The sequence below is a fragment of the Capsulimonas sp. genome, assembly GCF_039929585.1.
Classification (GTDB): domain Bacteria; phylum Armatimonadota; class Armatimonadia; order Armatimonadales; family Capsulimonadaceae; genus Capsulimonas.
In genome coordinates this window covers 15,796-36,598 of the sequence record NZ_JBDSQY010000282.1, presented here as the reverse complement: position 1 = coordinate 36,598, position 20,803 = coordinate 15,796, and the positions used below count along the sequence as shown (strand labels likewise).

General features: G+C 60.1%; 17 protein-coding genes and 1 tRNA gene. 10 read left to right on the top strand and 8 right to left on the bottom strand.

Annotation, left to right across the window (positions count from 1 at the left end; genetic code table 11):
* Window positions 1-42: 42 nt before the first annotated feature.
* From ABIZ35_RS21460 to cysE, 3 genes are all read right to left on the bottom strand, one after another.
* Window positions 43-363, bottom strand: coding sequence for a hypothetical protein (locus tag ABIZ35_RS21460; RefSeq protein ID WP_348221974.1), 321 nt, complete (start codon window positions 361-363; stop codon window positions 43-45).
* A gap of 110 nt (window positions 364-473) precedes the next feature.
* Complete coding sequence (locus ABIZ35_RS21455; RefSeq protein WP_348221973.1) at window positions 474-1,391, bottom strand: LD-carboxypeptidase; 918 nt, start codon at window positions 1,389-1,391, stop codon at window positions 474-476.
* A 15-nt stretch (window positions 1,392-1,406) separates the two neighbouring features.
* Entirely contained in the window at window positions 1,407-2,195 is a 789-nt protein-coding gene (gene cysE / locus ABIZ35_RS21450; protein ID WP_348221972.1) for a serine O-acetyltransferase, read from the bottom strand.
* Between the two features lie 255 nt (window positions 2,196-2,450).
* On the opposite strand from cysE, the gene ABIZ35_RS21445 reads away from it, so the two are divergent.
* The 5 genes from ABIZ35_RS21445 to ABIZ35_RS21425 all read left to right on the top strand — a co-directional run bounded on the left by ABIZ35_RS21445 (window position 2,451) and on the right by ABIZ35_RS21425 (window position 10,535).
* A complete protein-coding gene (locus tag ABIZ35_RS21445) occupies window positions 2,451-3,077 on the top strand; it encodes a TetR/AcrR family transcriptional regulator (protein WP_348221971.1) in 627 nt (208 codons plus the stop codon).
* A 175-nt stretch (window positions 3,078-3,252) separates the two neighbouring features.
* Window positions 3,253-3,534, top strand: a complete 282-nt coding sequence (locus ABIZ35_RS21440) for an AbrB/MazE/SpoVT family DNA-binding domain-containing protein (protein WP_348221970.1) — start codon at window positions 3,253-3,255, stop codon at window positions 3,532-3,534.
* A complete protein-coding gene (locus ABIZ35_RS21435; RefSeq protein WP_348221969.1) occupies window positions 3,531-5,345 on the top strand; it encodes a TolC family protein in 1,815 nt (604 codons plus the stop codon). Before ABIZ35_RS21440 ends, ABIZ35_RS21435 begins: the two co-directional genes overlap by 4 nt.
* Before the next feature lie 59 nt (window positions 5,346-5,404).
* Window positions 5,405-6,955 (top strand): efflux RND transporter periplasmic adaptor subunit, encoded by a 1,551-nt coding sequence (locus tag ABIZ35_RS21430; RefSeq protein WP_348221968.1) that lies wholly within the window; start codon window positions 5,405-5,407, stop codon window positions 6,953-6,955.
* Between the two features lie 199 nt (window positions 6,956-7,154).
* A complete protein-coding gene (locus ABIZ35_RS21425; RefSeq protein ID WP_348221967.1) occupies window positions 7,155-10,535 on the top strand; it encodes an efflux RND transporter permease subunit in 3,381 nt (1,126 codons plus the stop codon).
* Window positions 10,536-10,907: 372 nt separating this feature from the next.
* Here the strand turns inward: ABIZ35_RS21425 and ABIZ35_RS21420 are convergent, their stop codons facing one another.
* Window positions 10,908-11,438 (bottom strand): hypothetical protein, encoded by a 531-nt coding sequence (locus ABIZ35_RS21420; RefSeq protein ID WP_348221966.1) that lies wholly within the window; start codon window positions 11,436-11,438, stop codon window positions 10,908-10,910.
* A gap of 292 nt (window positions 11,439-11,730) precedes the next feature.
* Between ABIZ35_RS21420 and ABIZ35_RS21415 the strand changes: the two genes are divergently transcribed.
* Complete coding sequence (locus ABIZ35_RS21415) at window positions 11,731-14,823, top strand: glycosyl hydrolase (protein ID WP_348221965.1); 3,093 nt, start codon at window positions 11,731-11,733, stop codon at window positions 14,821-14,823.
* 95 nt (window positions 14,824-14,918) lie between these two features.
* Here the strand turns inward: ABIZ35_RS21415 and ABIZ35_RS21410 are convergent, their stop codons facing one another.
* The 3 genes from ABIZ35_RS21410 to ABIZ35_RS21400 are packed head-to-tail and all read right to left on the bottom strand — an operon-like array spanning window position 14,919 to window position 16,936.
* Window positions 14,919-15,992 (bottom strand): PilT/PilU family type 4a pilus ATPase, encoded by a 1,074-nt coding sequence (locus tag ABIZ35_RS21410; RefSeq protein ID WP_348221964.1) that lies wholly within the window; start codon window positions 15,990-15,992, stop codon window positions 14,919-14,921.
* 15 nt (window positions 15,993-16,007) lie between these two features.
* Window positions 16,008-16,400: a zf-HC2 domain-containing protein gene (locus tag ABIZ35_RS21405; protein ID WP_348221963.1), complete on the bottom strand. Its 393-nt coding sequence runs from the start codon at window positions 16,398-16,400 to the stop codon at window positions 16,008-16,010.
* Entirely contained in the window at window positions 16,397-16,936 is a 540-nt protein-coding gene (locus tag ABIZ35_RS21400; RefSeq protein ID WP_348221962.1) for a sigma-70 family RNA polymerase sigma factor, read from the bottom strand. The genes ABIZ35_RS21405 and ABIZ35_RS21400 overlap by 4 nt, the downstream gene beginning before the upstream one ends.
* A 121-nt stretch (window positions 16,937-17,057) precedes the next feature.
* Between ABIZ35_RS21400 and ABIZ35_RS21395 the strand changes: the two genes are divergently transcribed.
* The 4 genes from ABIZ35_RS21395 to ABIZ35_RS21380 all read left to right on the top strand — a co-directional run bounded on the left by ABIZ35_RS21395 (window position 17,058) and on the right by ABIZ35_RS21380 (window position 20,154).
* Window positions 17,058-18,251, top strand: coding sequence for a VWA domain-containing protein (locus ABIZ35_RS21395; protein ID WP_348221961.1), 1,194 nt, complete (start codon window positions 17,058-17,060; stop codon window positions 18,249-18,251).
* Between the two features lie 5 nt (window positions 18,252-18,256).
* Complete coding sequence (locus tag ABIZ35_RS21390) at window positions 18,257-18,871, top strand: metallophosphoesterase (protein WP_348221960.1); 615 nt, start codon at window positions 18,257-18,259, stop codon at window positions 18,869-18,871.
* 46 nt (window positions 18,872-18,917) lie between these two features.
* Window positions 18,918-18,994 (top strand) — tRNA-Arg (locus ABIZ35_RS21385).
* Between the two features lie 89 nt (window positions 18,995-19,083).
* On the top strand, window positions 19,084-20,154 hold the full coding sequence (locus ABIZ35_RS21380; protein WP_348221959.1) for a site-specific integrase: 1,071 nt from the start codon (window positions 19,084-19,086) through the stop codon (window positions 20,152-20,154).
* 100 nt (window positions 20,155-20,254) lie between these two features.
* Here ABIZ35_RS21380 and ABIZ35_RS21375 read toward each other — a convergent pair whose 3' ends face one another.
* Window positions 20,255-20,803, bottom strand: a complete 549-nt coding sequence (locus ABIZ35_RS21375; RefSeq protein WP_348221958.1) for a CHAP domain-containing protein — start codon at window positions 20,801-20,803, stop codon at window positions 20,255-20,257.

Sequence of the window (20,803 nt, the reverse complement as noted above, 5' to 3'; positions counted from 1 at the left end):
CCCAGAATTGGGAGAGGGGGCCGGGGGGTGAGGGCCTAACTTTTACATCTTCGGCGCGGCGGGCTTCTTGTCGCTGACTTTGCGCGTATAGCCCTTGACCGTGACGGTTTTGCCGCCCTTGGTTTTGCGCGTGTATCCCTTCACCGTGACGGTCTTCGGGGCAGCGGTGACAACCTTGGTCTTACGAGTGTACCCCTTGACCGCGATGACTTTGCCGTTCTTCAGCTTGCGATTGTAGCTCTTCACAGAGCTGGACGATACATGGGTGGTCGTGACTGGCGGCGGGGTGGGCTTTTGGGCGAATGCGGAAACGCCGACGGTGGCGATCAGGGCGACGAGCGCGGAAATTTTGGCGAATTTCATGAAGCGGTGTCCTTTGCTGGGAATACGCGCGGCGTTATCGCCGCACGAGGTTGTTACTCAAATCAGCGCAAGGATACGAGCATAAGTTCCGGCGCCGATAAGATCCAATTTTACCCAACTTCGACGGGCGCTTCTACAAGGGTCAAACTTCCCGCCCCCGCATCGAGCCGGGCGCGGCAGCCGATCGGCAGTGCGTAGTTTTCGGCGACGTGTCCAAACGGAAAGCCCATCACAGTCGGCTTGCCGAAAGGCTCTAAAATGTCTCCCCAGATTTGGCGCATCGAGAGGGTTTCCGAGTCATCCGTGTCCGTCGCTTCGCCGACAATAAACCCTGCGGCGGTTTCTAAAATGCCTGCTTCGCGCAGATGCACTAAATCGCGCTCGATCCCCCAGGGCTTTTCCCCAATATCTTCTATCAATAGCAATTTGCCTGCTGCATCGATCTGATACGGCGTGCCGAGCGTGGCGCGCACCAGAGACAGGCAGCCGCCGCACAGCGCTCCCTCGGCGACGCCCGGAACGAGCGTTTCGGCTCTTGGGCCGGGAACGAGACCGGCGGGCTCAGGGGATTGCAGTAAGGCGAGCAGCCATCGCAGCAGCGGCTCCGGGGTGCGCAGCGCAAGCTCAAACACCATCTGTCCGTGGATCGCAGGAACGTGAGCGCGCTGGGTCAATGGGATTTGTAGAGATGTGATATCCGAATAGCCAACGACAAGCTTGGGGGGCAGCGCGGCGAGAGCGAACCAGTCAAGATGCGGCCAGAGGCGCAGGGAGGCGGAGCCGCCCCGTGCACACCAGACGACATCAATCTCAGGGTCAGCGTAGGCGGCCATGAAATCGGCGGCCCTGGCTTCATCAATTCCAGCCACGTGTCCATGACGGTCTAAGGCGTGCGGCATAAGCCTTGGCAGAAAGCCATACGCTTCCAGCACAGCCATCCCCTTTTCGAGTCCCTCGGCGTCCGAAGGGCTCGCGGGGCTGACAACGCCAATTACGCCGCCCGGCGGCAGAGGACGCGGCTTGCGCAATATATTCCTCTCCCCTTAAATCCCCTCCCCAGCCACGTTTTCGCGGTGGGTGGGAATGATCGTGTCGGCGTTCAGCATTTCTTCGAACTCGTCGGCGAGGCTCTTCTCACGAACGCTGTTTTGCAGACGTGTGAGGATTCGCTCCGGGTGCAGGTCTTCCTCGGCCGTCTCGATCCGGCACTTCAAATCTTCGATCTCGTGCAGGGCGCGGCGAATGATCTCGCCCATCGGGTCCGCGTTGCCGAGCGCCTGATCCATGACTTGCGCGGTGGATCGCTCCGAGATATGCATTCCATCCTGGATCAGAATACGACCAGGAACGCCGACGACGCTGGTCTCCGGCGGCACGTCGCGCGTCACCACGGCGTTGGCGCCGATACGCGCTCCGTCGCCCACGGTGATGTTCCCCAGAACCTTGGCGCCCATCCCAAGCAGGACGTTGTTGCCGATGGTGGGGTGGCGCTTGGTCTTCTCCAGCGACGTTCCGCCGAGTGTGACCTGATGGTACATCAGCACATCGTCGCCGACCACCGCCGTTTCACCAATCACGACGCCCGCACCATGGTCGATAAAGAAGCGTTTGCCGATCGTCGCGCCCGGATGGATCTCGATATTGGTCAGAAAGCGGCTCCATTGCGAAATGGCGCGCGCCGGAAACCGCCAGCCCTTTTTGTAGAGCCGGTGCGAAATCCGGTGATAAAAAATCGCCCAGAAACCGGCGTAAGTCAGAACCTCGGCCAGCGACGTCGCCGCCGGATCCTTCAGCCGAATTGTTTGGATGTCTTCACGAAGATGACGAAACACGTCTTTGATGCTCCCATTCACACTCATAACCCAAGGTCAAGACGCTTAGTTCCGTATTTTACTCGTATTGAAAACATTTCGACCATGAAAACGCCAAAAATTTCCGGGCATTATTTTCATAAATTATTCATTTCATGGCGACATAGTGTGTGTCAGCTTCCGTATGGAGACGAAACTCTTGAATTTCCAATCAACTGCTTGACAAGCAGCCGGCAAAAAAGATATAGTCAATCAATTGCTTGATTGGAGTCGGAAATGCTGGATGAATGCTCGTGCTTAAAGGCGGCGTCTCAGGAATCGCGCGGCGACAAGCGCCGCCGTGAGCTGGTGAGCGCTGCATACCGCTTGATTGAGGAAAAGGGATTTGAGGGGCTGCGCGTGCGTGACGTGGCCGCCGCCGCCGGCGTGAATATTGCGACGCTGCACTACTATTTCCCGGATAAGGAAGACCTCATTCGAGGCGTCATCGAGCATATCGTGCAGGAGTTCATTTCCGACAACGCGCCCATTGTCCACAATACGCAAATGAGCGCGGCGGATCAGCTGCAGGCGGTGATCGCCAATCTTGAGAACAGAGTACGGGATCATGCGGGGATGTGCGTCGTTCTTAACGAGATCACCAGCCGCGCCCACCGCGACGCCTCGATCCATGAGACGCTGCTGGAAATGGAAGCCGGATGGCGGGCGCATTTGAGCGCCTTGATCGCCGCCGGCCATGCGGATGGAAGCATTCCGCCAAGCACGGATGCGGCGGGAACGGCGTCCATTTTGACGGCGATGATCCGAGGCCTGATCATTCAAGCCGTCTACCGTTTGGACAAGCCGGATTTTCAGACGATTGCGAAGCTTGTACGCGACTGGATCGGCGGAATGCGAAAATAATTTAGGGAGCGAGGAAGTGGCGCCTCTCTGGATTTTATGTAAGCTTGCTAGCAGCTTCGATGGCGCGAAGATTTATTTTTCATATCCATTGACAGAGTGTCATCGTTTGATCATAATACTATTCAGAAGTGTGTGATTTGTATGATTTTAGCGTCCAAGGATGAAATTTTGTATTATGAGCGATGAAAAGAGAAGGAAAGCGCACCGATTCGAAGAGCACTTTTACGGCTCCGCCACGGTCGGCGAGCGCGGCCAGATTGTTATACCGGCCGATGCGCGCAAAAGATTTCAGATTGAAACTGGCGATAAATTATTGATTATGGGCACTCCGGACGATAAAGGTCTGGTGCTCTGCAAAATCGACGATATCCGAGAGTTTATGACGATGTTTTTGGAGGGGCTCCAGAACATCGAAAAAGAATCGCATGAAAGCCCCCTAGAGGAGAAGGCCCCTTGACTCGTCCAACCATGATCCGCAGCGGACGGCGTATCGCCCCCGTCCTATCCATCGTTCTCAGCTCGCTCGCGGCGGGAGGAGGGCCAGCCTTCTCGCAGGCGGCGGACCAAGCCACGCCCAACGTGACGGCGCCCGCCGCTCCGGCGGTGACGCCGCCCACTCCCGCCGCTGCGCCGCTTCCCGAAACTGGGACGGCGCCGGCAAACGGCGTCAAGCCGCTGACGCTGGACGCAGCGGTCGCGCTGGCGCTGTCGAACAATTCGTCGGTGCTCCTGGCGAGAGAGCGTGTGAAGAAGGCGGCGGAGCAGATTACACAGGCGACGGCGCAGGCTTATCCCAACGTGCGAATTGACGTGGGCGACACCCTTTCCAGCACACGCGGCTACGGCAGCGGTGTCACCGGCGGCTCGAGTTCGGGCGTCACCCTGCCCGGCGGCGGCGTTATCCCGACCATTACCGACCAGGGCGGCGGCACGGTGCAGACATTTGTGGGCGGAGGAGGAGGCGGAAACTCCACCGGGACCGGCGCCGGCGGGTCTTCGACCACCACCAGCCCATCCGCGACAAGCCCATCCACTACAGGCGGCGGTACGGTCAACACCGGGGTAAGCGGCGGAGGAACGAGTGGCGGCGGGACAGGAACGGGTGCCGGCGGAACCTCCACCGGGACGGGAACCGGCGGAGCATCGTCGAACCTGCTGCAGAAGCTTTCGGACGAAACGAAATCCTCAGGCGCCGTGTCGCATGCGGATACTGGAACGGGAACGGGCAGCAACGCTTCCGGCGGCGGCAGCCAGGGCAATTACAATACTTACGGCGCGCGACTGACCGTCACGCAGGGCATTGATATCTTTCGGTTGGTCCCCGCCGCCGAGGACGTGCTGAAGCGGACACGAGACTTCTATCAAGTTGATCTCGACCGTGTGAGCAACGAAGTCGCGCTGTCGGTCAAGAACGCCTTCTTCACCCTGCTCCGCGACCAGGAAAGCGTGCGCGTGCAGCAGGAGCAGGTGACCGCCAATACGGAGAACGTCCGGATCGCGCAGGCAAAATTCGGCGCGGGAACGGTGGCGCAGTACGATGTCCTGACAGCGCAGACTACACTGTCCAGCGCCCAGCAGGCGCTTTACAAGGCGCAGAACCAGGTCAACATCGATCAGGCGAACTTGAACGCCGCGCTGGGTACTCCTGCGGATGCGGCGACCACAGTCGATACGGCGAGCCTGCCCGCGCCGACGGAAACGTTCAGCATTCCGGAAAGCACGGCGACGGCTTACGTGAAGCGTCCCGAGATGATTCAGGCGGACAACAATATCACAATCGCCGAAAAGCTCATCAAATTGGCGGGCGCCACCATGAAACCCTCACTGAGCCTGACGGGAAGCGCCGGTTACGCCGGAACGCCCGCGCCGGGCAGCAAGCGTGATACGTACAGCCTCGCCGCGAACCTGGGATTCCCACTCTACGACGGCGGCACCACAAAATCCAAGGTGCGCTCCGCCGAGATCGATTTGGACACACAGAAGATCACGAAGGCGCAGCTTCAGCAAAATGTGGCGATCGAAGTACGGCAGGCCATTCTGAATATCGAGAACGCAAAATCTCGCGTCGCATCCGCCACCCAGGGCGTCACGCAGGCCCGGGAAGCGGTGCGTCTGGCGAACGTCCGCTACCAGAACGGCATTAGCGCATTCATCGAAGTCACCAACGCCCAGGCGCAATTAGTGACGGCGGAAAACGACCAGGTGGGCGCATTTTACGACTATCAGACATCCCGGGCGCAGCTAATTCGCGCCATCGGCGGACGATAAACGCACGGACGATCAACGAGAGGATACACAGCACCATGCGAGCGACAGGAAGCCCGAACATGCGAAGAATAAGAATCCAAGCGGGGGTGATCGCATGCCTTCTCGCCGCCGGAGCCATGGGAGTGGCGGGCTGCGGCAAGAAGCCCGCGGCGGATGAGAGCGCAAAAAAAGGCGGGATCGGCGGCGAAAACGGCGCGATCCCGGTTGAGGCCGCCACCGTGCAGTACGGAACGATCTCGCAGACCGTGGCGGTCACGGGCAGCCTGGCTTCCCTGCAGGACGTCACGCTCTCGGCGAAGGCCAATGGCCGCGTCGATGCCGTCTATGCCCGCGAAGGCGATTTTGTGCGCAAAGGCCAGCTGATGGTCCGTCAGGATACGACGGATTTGGAAGCAAATGTCCGGCAGCAAGTGGCGAATGTGCAGTCGGCGCAGTCGAAAGTATCGCAGGCGCAGACCAATTACACCATTCAGGTGACGCAGGCCAAGCAAAACGTGCTTCAAGCGCGTGCGCAGCTTGCCGCCCAGCAGCAGACTTATCTTAAGACCCTGCGCGGTTCCCGCCCCCAGGAAGTACTTCAGTCTCAGAGTTCAGTCACGCTCGCCAAGGCGAACATGAACAATGCGCTGACCACGCTGAACCGCAACAAAAGTCTTTTCTCGCAGGGCGCCATTGCGAGAGCCGATCTGGACACCGCACAGACAACATACGAGGTCAATAAGGCGCAGTATGAGAACGCTGTCGCTTCCTTGAAACTGGTTCAGGAAGGCAGCCGGCAGGAAGACATTGCGGCTGCGCTGCAGCAAGTGCGCCAGCAGCAGAACAACGTGAACAATGCGATCGCCAACCAGCAGCTTGTGTCCGTCAAGCGCGACGACATCATCGCGGCGCAGGCCGGCGTGGCCCAGGCAAAGGCGACGCTCACGTTCAATCAAGTGCAGCTTCAGAATGCATCGATCTACGCGCCGATCGACGGCATTGTAGCCTCCCGCTCCACTGAGCCAGGTCAGATCGCCGCTCCCGGAACGGGCCTGATGCGGATCGTGAACGTCAAAACGGTTTACTACCAGCCGACGATCTCCGAAACGGACTTCAGCGACACGCACGTCGGAACCCCGGTAAACGTGACGGTCGATGCTTATCCCGGCAAAACATTCTCGGGCAAGGTTTCGGCGGTCTATCCCGCCGCCAGCGCCGGACAGCGCGGCTTTAGCCTGCGCGTCAACGTCCCCAATCCGGACAACACCCTGCGTCCCGGGATGTTCGCGCGTGGCCAGGTCGTCACTCATGTCGCCCGCAACGTGCCGATTGTGCCGACCACGTCACTTGTCGCGGACTCCGGCAGCGCCGTGGCCGCCAGCAGCGACGCCTCCGTCACCACCAGTTCGCTGACGCCCTCACAGCATGTCGTCGTCCTCGGACCGGGAAGCACGGCCGTGATCCGCAAGGTCACTGTCGGGATCATCACCCCGGATCGCGCGGAAATCACCGACGGCGTGAAAGCGGGCGAAAAGATCGTCACGGTGGGCCAGCAGAACCTCAAGGCCGGCGATAAGCTGGCGGTTTTGGACAAGGCCGAAGGAAACGGCGCGAAGATTTCTCAGCGGTAGGATTGGCGTCTCAATTGAGCAGCCCGGTTATGAAACCCGGGCCTGGGAGCCTTCGGCTAAGCGTCCGTGCCGGACGCAAATGCCGGTTATCGATCACAAAGACCTGTCCGTCCGGCACGGACGGTTAGTCGCGAAGCGACTCCCAGACGTGGGTTTCATACCCATGGGTCTTGATTGACAGCCTTGACGGAGAACAATTATGGGTGTTACCCGACTGGCGATTCATCGCCCTATCGCAATATTGATGCTGATTATCGCCCTGGTCGGCTTGGGCCTTCTCAGCTATTTCAAGCTTCCCGCGGAGCTTAATCCGAAAGTCGATTTTGGCGTCATTACCGTCTCGACCACTTATGCGGGCACCAGCCCGCAGGAGATGGAGACGCTGATTACCAAGCCGATCGAAGACTCCATCTCGGGGGTCAGCGGCCTGCGCGAAGTCACTTCCACGTCGCAGCAGGGCATTTCGACGATTACGTGCCAGCTTTACATTGGAACGGATCTGGACGCGACCGCAGCGGACTTGCGGCAAAAGATCGATGCGGTTCGCAAAGTTCTGCCGACCGAGGCGGACAGTCCCGTCATTCAAAAGCGAGACACCAGCGCCCAGCCGATCATGTATCTGGCGATGCGCGGCCCGCATTCTTCGCGCGATCTGCGTGTTCTTGCGGACAACGTCATTGTCGAGCGTCTTCAGCAGGCGCCGGATGTCGCGTCGATCAGCGTGTTCGGCGGCGACGTGCGTGAGATCCGTATCGGCGTTCAGCGCGATCGTCTCGCCGCGTACGGCGTGACCGTTTCGCAGCTCGCAAACGCAATTCAAGCCGCCAACGCCAACGTTGCGGCGGGTTACATTCAGAAGGGCAATCAGTACTACTCAATCCGGTTCCTAGGCCAGTTCGCGAGCGTCCCCGAGATTAAGAATTTGCAGCTGAGTTTCCCGGCGCAGGCCGGGACCGCAGCGGCGGGAACGAGCGGCGACGCCAACGGAAGCGCCACCACGCGCGTCGTTCGCCTATCCGACATCGCGACGATCTCGGACACCACGGCGGAGCGGACCCAGGAAAGCACCGTCGACGGCAGCGATACGGTTCTGCTGGCGATCCAAAAGACCAGTGACGGCAACACGCTGAAAGCCGTCAGCGGCATCAAGCAGCAGCTGAAGGAAGTTCAAAAGATCATCCCGAGCGATATCGAGTTCGTCACGACGGTCGATACCTCCAAGCAGGTCAACGAAAACCTCAACGACGTCGTCGTCTCCCTCACCCTCGGCGCCTTCCTGGCGATCCTGATCGTCTATCTGTTCCTGCACAATATCCGCGCAACGGCGATTGTGGCGCTTGCGATCCCTACGTGCGTCATCGCGACGTTCCTTCCGATCTCGGCGATGGGCTTTACGCTCAACTCCATGACCCTGCTGGGACTTTCGCTCGCAATCGGCGTTCTGGTGGACGACTCCATCGTCGTGCTGGAAAACATCGTCCGCCATCTGAGTATGGGCGAAGACCCGGTGACGGCGGCGATCCGAGGCAGATCCGAAATCGGTCTCGCCGCGCTGACCCTCACATCTGTCGACCTCGTTGTCTTCGTGCCGATCTCCTTCATGGGCGGCGTCATTGGCGAATTCTTCCGGTCCTTCGGCGCCGCGATCTCGATCTCTGTTCTGCTTTCGCTGCTCGTTTCGTTCACGCTGACCCCGATGCTGGCCTCGCGCTGGTTCAAGAAGGGCGAGGCGCTGGAATCCGACGGCAGCGGACAGGGCGGCTTCAAAGGGTGGTTCAACCGAGGCTACAAGAAAGTCGAACATCGCTACCAGCGGTTCCTGCGCGTTTGTCTGCGGCATCCCTGGATCGTCGTGGGGATCGGCACGGCGGCGCTGGTCGCCGTTCTGATGCTCGTGGCGCCGAAGCTTGGCTTCCGGTTCGCCCCGGGCCAGGACCAGAGCTTGGTCGCCGTCTCGGTCGAAGCTCCGGCGGGCGCATCCCTCGCTTACACCAAGCGTATTACGGATGAAGTCGAGCGCCGCATCAAGGCCGACGACTGGATGAAGGGCAAGATCAAATATATCCTGACCTCCGTCGGCCAGTCCAACTCGACGGGAAGCGGCAACACGGGCACCCAGTACGGCAATATGCAGGTATCGCTGTTCGATAAGGCGGCGCCGCTGGACAAGCTGCCGTTCGCGCACCATCCCGAGCCGCTGCGCGATGTGGAAGACTCCGCCGTGGCGGCGCACATCCGCGAACTGACCCGGGATATCCCCGGCGCCAATATTCAGGCCAATGAAGTCAACGGCTTCGGCGGCGGCGGCGCGCCGCTGAACATCCGCATTACCGGCGCGGACACCAACCAGCTTCTGGCGGCCACCGCAGCCGTCGAAGCGGAAGTGGCGAAAGGAAAAGGCGTCTACAACGTCGACTCTTCCTACAAGGCCAGTCAGCCGGAAGTACAGATCCGCCTCGACCGCGTCCGGGCGGCCAACTACGGGCTGGCGCTGGAAGATGTCTCCAACGCCGTTTCCGCGACCATTCAGGGCGATATCCGAGCGAAATACCGAGACCCGGCGGACAACGAACAGTACAATATCCGCGTCCAGCTTTCGGACCTTGACCGCAACAACGTTTACGATGTCGGTCAGATCCCCGTGGGTACGCAGAATGGGACAACCGTCAAGCTTTCGGATGTCGCGAACCTGACCTACGGCGTTGGCCCGACCCGTGTCGACCGTCTTAACCGCCTGCGAGAAATCTCCGTGACCGCGTTCCTGGCGTCAGGCACGCAGATCGGTAATGTCCAGCAGAAAGTCGATCCGGGCATCAAGAAGCTCTTCGCCACCGGCAAGTTCGGCGCGACTTCTTATGTATGGGGCGGCGAAGCGCAGTCACTCGCCGAGGAAGGTCCGTACCTGCTGACGGCGATCGCAATGGGCGTCGTTCTTTCGTATATGCTGATGGCGGCTCTGTTCAATAACGTGCTATATCCGCTGTCGGTTATGCTGACCCTGCCGCAGGCGCTGGTCGGCGCGCTGCTGATCCTGTTCCTAACGCATACGCCGCTATCGCTGATCGCCGCGATCGGCGTCATCATGCTCAACGGTTTGGCGGCGAAAAACGCTATTCTGATGGTGGACTACACGAATACGCTGCGCGGACGCGGATATAAAATCATCGACGCGCTGCTGACGGCGGCCCCCACCCGTCTGCGGCCAATTCTGATGACGAGCTCGGCGATCATCTTCGCTTCGCTCCCCACGGCCATGGCCCTGGGACGCGGCGCGGGCTTCCGCCAGCCGCTCGCCATCGTCGTTGTCGGCGGTGTGTTCGTCTCGACGATCCTGACCTTGATCGTCATTCCATGCACCTATCTGCTGTTCGACCGGTTCTCGGACTTCGTCAGCGGCGGATGGCGACGGCGGCGGAAGCCAACCGAAACATCGCCCACGCCCCCGCCGGCTCCGCCGACCAACGGACACAGCGGCGATGGAAACGGCAAGGCGAAGGACAGCAACGGCAATGGCCACACAGCCCTGTCGCCAACCGACACACCGCTTCTGAAAGAGAGGCCGGCGCCGCCGACCGCGTAAGTTCGAAGAATGGGACGGATCAACCAAAAGGGCCGGCGGTATTCACCGCCGGCCCTTTTCATGAGTATGTCCTTTGCCCCAAGCCTCATAAAAATCAGCGACTGTGGAAAATCGATCCGAAGGCTGGCCCGCGCAAGCCCGGACAATGACATCGTATGTCAAGTCCGATCCACGCCACGCAGGGCGATCCAACGTTCCATCGGACAAAAAGACCACGCCCGTACGACCGAGCGTGAATACAGTTGTGCGCTGATCGATTGTCGCACCAAGAACAGATTCTTCCGGCGCCATGAAGCGAGATGAGCCAAACATCTCTCCCATCTCGTTCACGAAAGCGCCCTTCTGGTACATATCCAGATCGACAATCCGAAGCTAGCGCAGCTTAAAATCATAGAGCAGGGAACCGTCGTAGAAATCCACTGCCACCCATCCCATTCGAGCAAAACGATCATGCGCGCGATAGATCGTCTCCAGCGCCCGCTCGATTTCCTCGGAGGGGAGGCGGCGAAACCGCTGAAACGCCGTGTCAGGATCGTTTCGGCGCTCTCGCGACTCGCCGAGAAGCTCGCCTTCCAGCCATTCGTAAAACAAGACCGGTCCCCAAGGGGAGGCGCTGATGGTGTGCTCCAGCCGTGGAAACGCCGGATCGGGACACTCTTCCCATAACTGCTTGGCGTTCCACAGGAGCGCCGTCCGTTGTCCATGGGCAATTGAGCAATCCCGATTGTCAAGAAGTCCCGCCGTCTTCACAAAATATCGCACGCCATCGATCTCAACGCCGAAAGAAATATTGCCCGAGTCCTGAGTCCGTTCGTCGAACCGAGCGAACACATGGCCGACACGCTCCAAGAAGCCCTCTGGCGTCTCATCGATCGCCGTCAATTCAGTAAACTGAAGCGTCATCGCTGTTTCCTCCGATTGCAGTCAAGGCTCCCATCATACCTGGAGAAACGATCTCCCCGAAAGCGGCGTCTTCACAAACTCGACCAAAATACATCCAGAAACTCCATTAACCATCCAAAACTAGTCACTTCGTCAATGTGAAGAGGTTTTTTCGGCATCCATATCGAATGTGATCGCAAGCGAAACATCGAAACCCGATCGGCAGACGTATTTCGCCATCACGTCAGCGTCACAATAAAAGGCAATTATGCTCCATCACCGCCGAAATTTTATCCAGGCCACGATTACGAAAATGTCCCGGTTGATCTTTGGAGTGACTCTGCTGAGTCTCTCCATGAGCGCCACCGCAGCGCCAGCCGATTCGCTGCGGTCGGGGTTTCTCAACCCGCCGAATTCCGCCAAACCGCAGACGTGGTGGCATTGGATGAATGGGAACATCAGCAAAGTGGGCATCACCGCCGACCTCGAATCCATGCACCGCGTGGGTATCAGCGAGGCAAACATCATCACCATCGGTTTCAACCTGACGCCTGCGGGTCAAGTCCCCGTGATGAGCCCTCAGTTTTTAGACATGGTGGAGTTCGCCGCTCAGGAAGCGGATCGCCTAGGAATGACACTCTGCATCAACAACTGTGCGGGGTGGTCAAGCAGCGGCGGTCCGTGGGTGACGCCGGAGCACGCGATGCAGGCGGTGACTACCAGCGAAGAAACCGTGCAAGGTCCCGTGCAGTTTTCGGGGAAGCTGAAGCAGCCGACGGCGTTCCCCGCTGGTGACGCCCCGTTTTATGGCGTCCCGCAGCCGCCCACGACCGATCAATCCTACCGAGATGTCGCCGTTCTTGCGTTCAAGGCTCCTGAGAACGCAATGATGGTGACGAACCACTTCTACACTAAGGCGGCTTTTCAGGATTTCCCGGAACTCGATCCGCTTGAGGTCGAAAAGGACGGACAAGTCGCCGCCGATCCCAGCCGCGTCGTGCATAAAGGTTCGATCGTAAATTTGACCGCATCGATGAAGCCCGACGGCTCACTGACGTGGAGCGTTCCCGAGGGCCGCTGGACGATCTTACGAGTCGGCTACATGCCAAACGGCGTTGTGAACAAGGCCGGCCCGCTCGAAGCCACGGGACCGGAATGCGACAAGCTCAGTCCCATGGGAATCGACGCCTCTTGGAACGGAATGATGCAGCCGATTATCGATCGCCTTGGGCCGCTCGCAGGCAAGGTCCTTGTCAACTGCCTCATCGACAGCTGGGAGGTTCGCGACCAAAACTGGACGCCGCGCATGATCGAAGACTTCAAGCGTCTGCGCGGGTATGACCCCACGCCTTATTTGCCCGTCATGACCGGCCGCGTTGTCGACAGCCCCGCGGTCTCCGAGCGCTTCCTGTGGGATGTGCGCCGGACCGTTTCGGATCTCTTCGCCCAGAACTACTACAAACACTTCACCGAGTTGTGCCACAAGCACGGTCTCAAATCCATGGTCCAGTCCTATAACGGTCCCTATGAGTCCCTCCAATGCGGCGCCGCCAGCGATATTCCCATGGGCGAATTCTGGGCCGGCGGGAATGGGATTGATAATTCCGTGAAGATGGCTTCCTCGATCGGCCACATCTACGGCCAGCCGATTGTCGCGGCGGAAAGCTTCACCGGCGGCGACGAGTATGGAAGGTGGCTGGACACACCCTATTCCCTGAAATCCGTCGGCGATCTCGCCTTTTGCCACGGAATTAACCGTATTGTTTTCCATGAGTTCGCGCATCAGCCCTGGCTCAACAGAAAACCCGGCATGACCATGGGGCCCTATGGAATCAACTTAGAACGCTCCAATACCTGGTTCGACATGAGCAAAGCGTGGATGCAGCATCTCACGCGCAGCCAGTTTCTTCTCCAGCAGGGTACGCCGGCTGCGGACGCCGCCTATTTCTGCGGCCAGAGCGCGCCCGTCGTGACCCGCGCGGGAACTCCAGCGCTTCCCGCAGGCTACGATTACGACGACATCAACGCCGATGTGCTGCTCACCCGCGCCCGCGTTGTCAATCATCGCATTGTGCTGGCGAGCGGCGCAAGCTACGCCGTATTGGTGCTCCCGACAAACGATATCAACATGACGCCGCAATTGCTTCAGAGTATCCAGAAATTGGTGCGCGCCGGCGCGACTGTTGTCGGCCCGCGTCCGCTGCATTCGCCTAGCCTCGCGGACTTTCCCAATTGCGATATGAAAGTGAAGCAGCTTGCCGATGAACTTTGGGGCAAATGCGACGGAACCAGCGTATTCGAGAATAGCTATGGCAAGGGCCGCATCATTTGGGGTAAGTCTCTGTCCGACGTTTTTGCGGCGCAGCAATTGAAACAGGATTTCGAGTTCGCGAGATCGGAAGCCGCCACGAAGCTGACATACTTCCATCGTGTCGCCGATAAAACGGACGTTTACTTTGTCTCGAACCAGCGGCAGCAGTTTGACGCCGTCGAATGCACGTTCCGCGTGACGGGGAAGATCCCCGAGCTCTGGCATCCCGACACCGGCGTCATTGAACCGGCGCCTCTCTGGAGCGAACAAGACGGCCGCACCAAGGTTCGGCTGAGCTTCGATCCTTCTGGCTCTACATTCGTCATTTTCCGCAGAGCGTCAGCCCCCGCAGATCATGTGATCGCAGCCAGCAGCACAATCGCTTCGGAATCCATGGCGACGCCGAATTGGGAAACCAGCGTTACGGAAAATGGTTCATCCATCGTGAAAGCATGGCAAAACGGTCAGGTCAAATTGCGCATGGCGAGCGGGCAGGCGCTGCAAGCATCCGCCAGCAATTTACCGGAGCCTCAGGAAATTGCCGGCGCCTGGAGCTTGAGTTTCCCGCCCAACTGGGGCGCACCGCCCTCGGTCACGCTGGATAAGCTCATTTCTTGGCCCGATCATACAAACAACGGCGTGCGCTATTTTTCTGGTACGGCCACTTACGAAAAGGAGATCGAGATTTCCGCCGAACGCCTGAGTGCGGGCCGTGAACTCTGGCTCGATCTCGGCGCAGTGAAAAACTTCGCCGAGGTTTCCATGAACGGACACGACCTGGGGGTAATATGGAAACCGCCGTTCCGCGTGAACATCACCAATGCCGCGAAACCAGGAACGAACCGCCTGATTGTCAAAGTCACCAACCTCTGGCCCAACCGACTGATCGGTGACGAGCAATTACCTCCAGACGCTGAGTGGAGCAACGGCGCGCTCAAGGCCTGGCCGCAATGGCTTCTGGACGGCAAGCCCAGCCCGACTGGCCGTCTGACGTTCACGACCTGGCATTACTGGACAAAAGATTCCAAATTGCTGGAATCGGGCCTGCTTGGCCCCGTCACTCTGCGGACAGCAGAAATCATTCCCACCAAATAAGGCGAGGCGTTCTCACGTATCTCCACGTGCGCCTGACTGGTCGAGCTTCTCCCGTCCGGGCGCTGTAACAAACAGCGCCCTGACGGTTCGGCGCTCTAAACCTCCGCTGGTTTCAGCCCCAATCGCTCCCGGTCGTCAATACGTCCCCATGCGGTATCGTAGGAGATATCGCCCCGACTGTATGCTTCCAGGATCGCGTCATCCATCGTGCGCATTCCCTGGTCTCGCCCCGCTTCCATCGCCAGCGTCAGATCCGTCGCACCATCACTGATTAGGGTGCGCACGCGATTATTCGAGAGCAAAATCTCATCGACCGGGACGCGGCCGCGCCCATTGGCGCGCGGCAGAAGCCGCTGGGAAATGACCGCCGTGACCGAGCGCGCCAGCATCCGGCGCATGGTGTCCTGCGCATCGGGGAACGATTCGATCAACCGCTGGACCGCTTCGGAGACGCTGACGGCGTGCATCGTCGCAAACACAAGATGTCCGGTCTCGGCCAGCGCCAGCGTGATCCGGACCGCCTCCGGGGTGCGCAGTTCGCCGATCAAGACGACATCCGGGTCGGCGCGCAGCACCGACAGCGCCCCCTGCTCGACGCTTTCCACACTGGAGCCGACTTCGCGCTGGCTCACCATACTCATTTTGCTTCTGTGAACGAACTCGACCGTGTCTTCGATTGTGATAATGCGTTCACACCGTTCCCGGTTGATCTCATCGATCATCGCGGCGACCGTGGTGGATTTGCCGCTCCCGGTCGGCCCCACCGTGAGAATAAGCCCCCGTTTTTGCGCGGTGAGGTCCCGGAATAACCCCGCGCCGTCGCCGAACAGTTCGGTCAGCGTGGGTATCTTCGTGGGGATTAGACGCAGTTCGGCGGCGGAGCCGGCGCGGTCCTGAAAAAAGCAGCATCGGAACAGATTGCCTTCCCATTCGATGCTCTTATTCACATCGCGGCCGCCGCGAAACGCCGTCAATTCGTCATCGCTCAGATACTCGGCGAACAGTCGGTCCACATCCTCCGACGCCAGCGTCGGAGGAACGTCGCCGCCTCCGACAAAGATCGGCGCAAGCGCCCCCCAGGTCCGCAGCGTGGGCGGCTGTCCGGCGGCGAGGTGCAGGTCCGAGGCTTGACGCCCCACAAATTCCGAAAGCAGATCGGCGAGTTCCATCGTCTTCTTCTCCTATTAAACAAGTTGAAACGGCGAGTGCGTTGATTTTCGAATGTAGGGCAGATCCAGCGCCGTGCTTCGGCCTGGAGACGGCGCGGCTTGTTTGAGCGCCTGCCGCAGCTGCGTCACTTCCTGAGAAAGCGCGCGCATTTCCTCGCGCATCAGACGCATCTCGGCGAGCAGCGACTGCGTTTGTATGTCGGGGGCGATTTGGGCCTGAACGTCCGGCCATACATCAAACTCTTCGGGCGGCGGCGGCGCGGCTTGGATCGCCCGATACTCCGTGGCAATTTGGGAGCATTCCCGGCAGGTTTCCAGATGTGCTTCACACACCTGACGCTCGGGCTGGGTCAATTCCCCATCCAGCATCGCCATCAAATTCGGCCGTATCGCGTCACAATCCATCATTCTTCTCCATTCATCCAGGGCCGCAGAGACTTCCGCAGCGATTCCATCGCCGCGTATTTGCGCGACGCCACGGTCCCATAAGGACAGCCGACGATCTCCGCGATCTCCCGATACGTAAAGCCTTCATATTCGCTCAGCACGACAATGGATCGCTGCTCCTCCGGCAGTTGGGCCAGTCCCCTGACCATGGCCTCCCGCAGTTCACACGTCTCAGCGACGGAATCGATTGTCAGATCTCCCGCCGATTCGCTGTCCAGAGGAACCGTCGGACGACTTCTTCGTTCTCGCAATGAGTCAATGCAGACGTTGCGCAGGATCTTTTGCAGATAAACGGAAAGGCTCGATTGCCTTCGATATCCGGCGCGGCTGCGCCAGATGCGAAGAAACGTTTCCTGCACGGCGTCCTGGGCGGCGCATCGGTCGCCAAGAATGGCGTACGCCGCCCGCCCGAGCCGCAGCTGATGCGCCTTGACGATCTGCTCGAACGCCGCCGCATCGCCCGCCACCACACGTTTCATCGCTGCTTCGTCGTCCAATTTCCACGCCTCCACTGTGAATAACGGGAATGGCGGGGATTTGATTCGCTGAATGGAAAATAATTATTAAGGCGAGAGAAATGAGGATTGACACGAACGCTCGTACGGTCCACAATACGTCATGGAGACACTCACAACTGAGGTTGAGGAGCGCCGGCGGCGCTGGCGTTTGCTGCTGGGCGGAGACGAGGCGGACGGCGTTGGGTGTTCGCTCAGCGACCGGGACGCCGCCATCGACCGCGCGCTGAGCGCGCTGTACGATCCGACGGCGCCGGGCGGTTTTTCGGCGAAGGGCGAGCGGCGCGGCGGGTCGGAGGGCAGCGCTCCGAATGTGGCGCGCTGGCTGGGCGATATCCGAAATTACTTCCCGTCCTCCGTCGTGCGTGTGATGCAGCAGGACGCGTTAGAACGGCTCAATCTCAAGCAAATGCTGCTGGAGCCGGAAATGCTTGCGGCGGTCGATCCCGACGTCCATCTGGTCGCCACCCTGATCGCTCTAAAGAATGTGATTCCCAGCCGTACTCGCGACACCGCCCGGCAAGTCGTGCGCCAGGTCGTGGAAGATCTGCAAAAGCGTCTTGCCAATCCCACCCGTCAGGCCATCCAGGGCAGTCTCAACAAAGCCGTGCGCAACACGCGCCCGCGCCATAACGAGATCGACTGGAACCGGACCATCCGCGCCAACCTTCGTCACTACCAGCCCGAATACAAAACGATCATTCCCGAAACGCGCATCGGCTACGGCCGCAAGCGCGCCGCCCTGCGCGACATCGTCTTGTGCATCGACCAGAGCGGCTCGATGGCGACTTCCGTTGTGTACGCCAGCGTCTTTGGCGCCGTGCTCGCCTCCCTGCCGGCCGTGGACACCCACATGATCGTCTTCGACACCAGCGTGGTGGACCTCACCGAAGAGCTGCACGATCCCGTCGAACTGCTCTTCGGCGCGCAGCTCGGCGGCGGCACCGATATCAATCGCGCCCTGGCGTATTGCCAGGAGCTCGTACGCCGTCCTCAAGAAACGGTCTTCGTCCTGATCAGCGACCTCTACGAAGGCGGCGACCGCCAGCAGATGCTGAGGCGCGTCGCTAATCTCGTCGGCGCGGGCGTCCAATTTATCGCCCTGCTTGCCCTGAGCGACGACGGCGCGCCCAGCTACGACCATCACAACGCCGAAGTCCTCGCCAGCCTCGGCGTCCCCGCCTTCGCCTGCACCCCCGACCAGTTCCCCGCCCTGATGGCCGCCGCCATCGGCCGCCAGGACATCGGCCAATGGGCCGCCGCTCAGGAGATCGTCACCGCCCGGCGGGGCGCATAACACACATGCGCACCGCCATCATCACCGACATTCACGGCCATTACGACGGCCTCCTCGCCGCGATGGCCGACATCGAAACCTGCGCCTGCGACCGCACGCTCTGCCTCGGCGATATGGTGGACGGCGGCCCCGGCAACGACGCCGTCGTCCGCCTCATCCGTGACCGCCAAATCCCCACCGTCTTCGGCAACCACGACCAATACAACGACCTGGACCTCACCCCCGACGTCCGCGCCTTCCTCAACTCCCTGCCCGAAACCATCACCGAAGGCGATGCTCTCTACACCCACATCTCCCCGCGCCCGAAGCAAAACAAGATCGCCGATCCTTACGAAGCCTGGAACACCTTCGACGAAACACCCGCCCGCCGCATCTTCGTCGGCCACGCCCATCTCCCCGCCATCTACGGCGAACGCTCTACCGAGTTCGGCGCCACCACCTCACACCCCATCCACTACAACATCCCCTTCCCTCTCGACCCCACCGACCGCTACCTGATCACCGTCCCCGCCATCGGCTACAGCCGCGACCAAATCCATCACCCCCGCTACTGCATCTACGACGACACCCAACAAACCATCGAACTGCGCCTCATCGATTTCCCGTGCCTGCGGTTCTAATCCGCCCCTTGACAAGATTTTCCGCAAATGGCAGACTCTTCGAAATGGCTTCGTAGCTCAGCGGATTAGAGTACTTCCCTCCGAAGGAAGGGGCCGCGCGTTCGAATCGCGCCGAGGCCACCATTTGAAGAGTAAATTTGGCGATTTACTCTAAAAAACATTGCTTCCTTCCGTGTCCCTTCGCCCTCGTTTACCCCAAAAACGAGGGCAAATTGAAAAAAAGAGTACTTCCTTCGCGCAATTTGGCGGCTCCCGTCGCCCCGATTTTGCGCGATTCCCTGTCGATTTCTGATCTCAAAAAATATCAATCGTCCTGGCTGCTGGACTGCGAACTGCGCCATCATTCCCAGGCGACGCTGTCCAATCGGCGCCTGTTCCTCGATAAGCTGATCTGGTTTGCCGAGCGGTCGAAATACGCGCAGGTAGGCCTCTGTGAGCTGAAGGCGTTCTTCGTCCATTTCCACAGTGGCCACTCCGCCCAGGGCGGACGCTGGGGCGGCGGCAAGGCGCTCAACACGTTCCGCGCGCCCAGGCCCGCGACGGTTCAGACGTATCATAACCACCTGCGAACGTTCTTCCGGTGGTGCGTCGACGAAGACCTACTCGACAAGAGCCCGATGGAGCGCGCGTCGGAATGGGGGCGCAAGTCCGCGATCCCTATCCCAGAGGACCGCGCCGATCAGATTGAGCCGTTCTCGGAAGAGCAGATTCGCGCGCTACTGGCGGCCGCGAAGGCGTCCTCCCACCCCAAGCGCAACGAAGCCATGCTCTCGATGCTCCTGGACACGGGGATGCGCGTCTCCGAGCTCGTGGACCTTGAGCTGCGCGACGTCGATACCGCGTCCTTCGCCTGCGTGATTCGAAACGGCAAGGGAGGCAAGCGCCGGACGGTGCGCTTCGGCCGCGACACAAAGCGCAAGCTGATCGCCTATCTCAAGGAAGAGGCGCAGCATACCCTCGGCGAGCCGACGCTTCCGGTGTTTGCCTCCGATCGGGGGAAATCTTCGGGGATGGCTCTGACGCGCAACGGCGTCGACCAGCTGCTGAAGCGTCTCGGGCGGGCGGCGCAGATCACCACCGTTCGCGTCAGCGCCCACACATGCCGCCATACGTTCGCGCTGAGGTTCCTGCTCGCCGGCGGTGACGCCTTCGCCTTGCAGCAGATCCTCGGTCATGAGGACATGGAGATGACGCAGAAGTATGTCAAGTTCGCAAATGCGGATATCGAGCGTCAGCATCGGGCGTTTAGCCCCATGGATGCTCTGAAGGCGAAGCGGCAATGAAAAAGCCCCTTCTCCCAGATTTGGGAGAAGGGGCTTTTATTCCGCGCGGAATACGTGACTATCGAGCGCGGTTAACTTTCAGTACAATTTTTCGGGCGCCTTACGCGGTCCGGATGAACGCGTATTTCGCGCGGCCTTCATTCAGATCACGGATCCGCCGGCGCTGGCGAGCGACGCAGGTTCCCTCGCGTCCGCCGGTGGTATTCGTGTTTCCCTCGATCGTCTCAAACGTGCCGAGGAACGGATTGTACGCCGTCACAATGCCGGCGTGGTGATATCCCCCGCCCTCCCAGACCAGCATGACCCAGCCAGGCTGGAGCGCGGTCCGTGCGTCGTCAGCGGAGACCAGCAGGCCCAACCCCCGGGCGTGGTTTGCCTGCGCCTGACAGGACGCCGTGGGGATCAGGATCTTCACACCGTTGACGTCGGTGTAGTTACACCAGGCGAACATCGCCACCACGAACGCCATGCACCAGCTGTTCCCCGGCGCGCAGTTCGCCGCGAGCAGGAACCGGTCGACGTCGCGCCCCCGGTTCGATCCGATCGGATCTTCCTTGGTCCCGATATACGCCGTCGCTTTGGCGATGACCGCCTGAAGCCGGGCGGCTTTTTCCGCCGCGCTCATCATGATTGTTTTTCCCGTCATCAT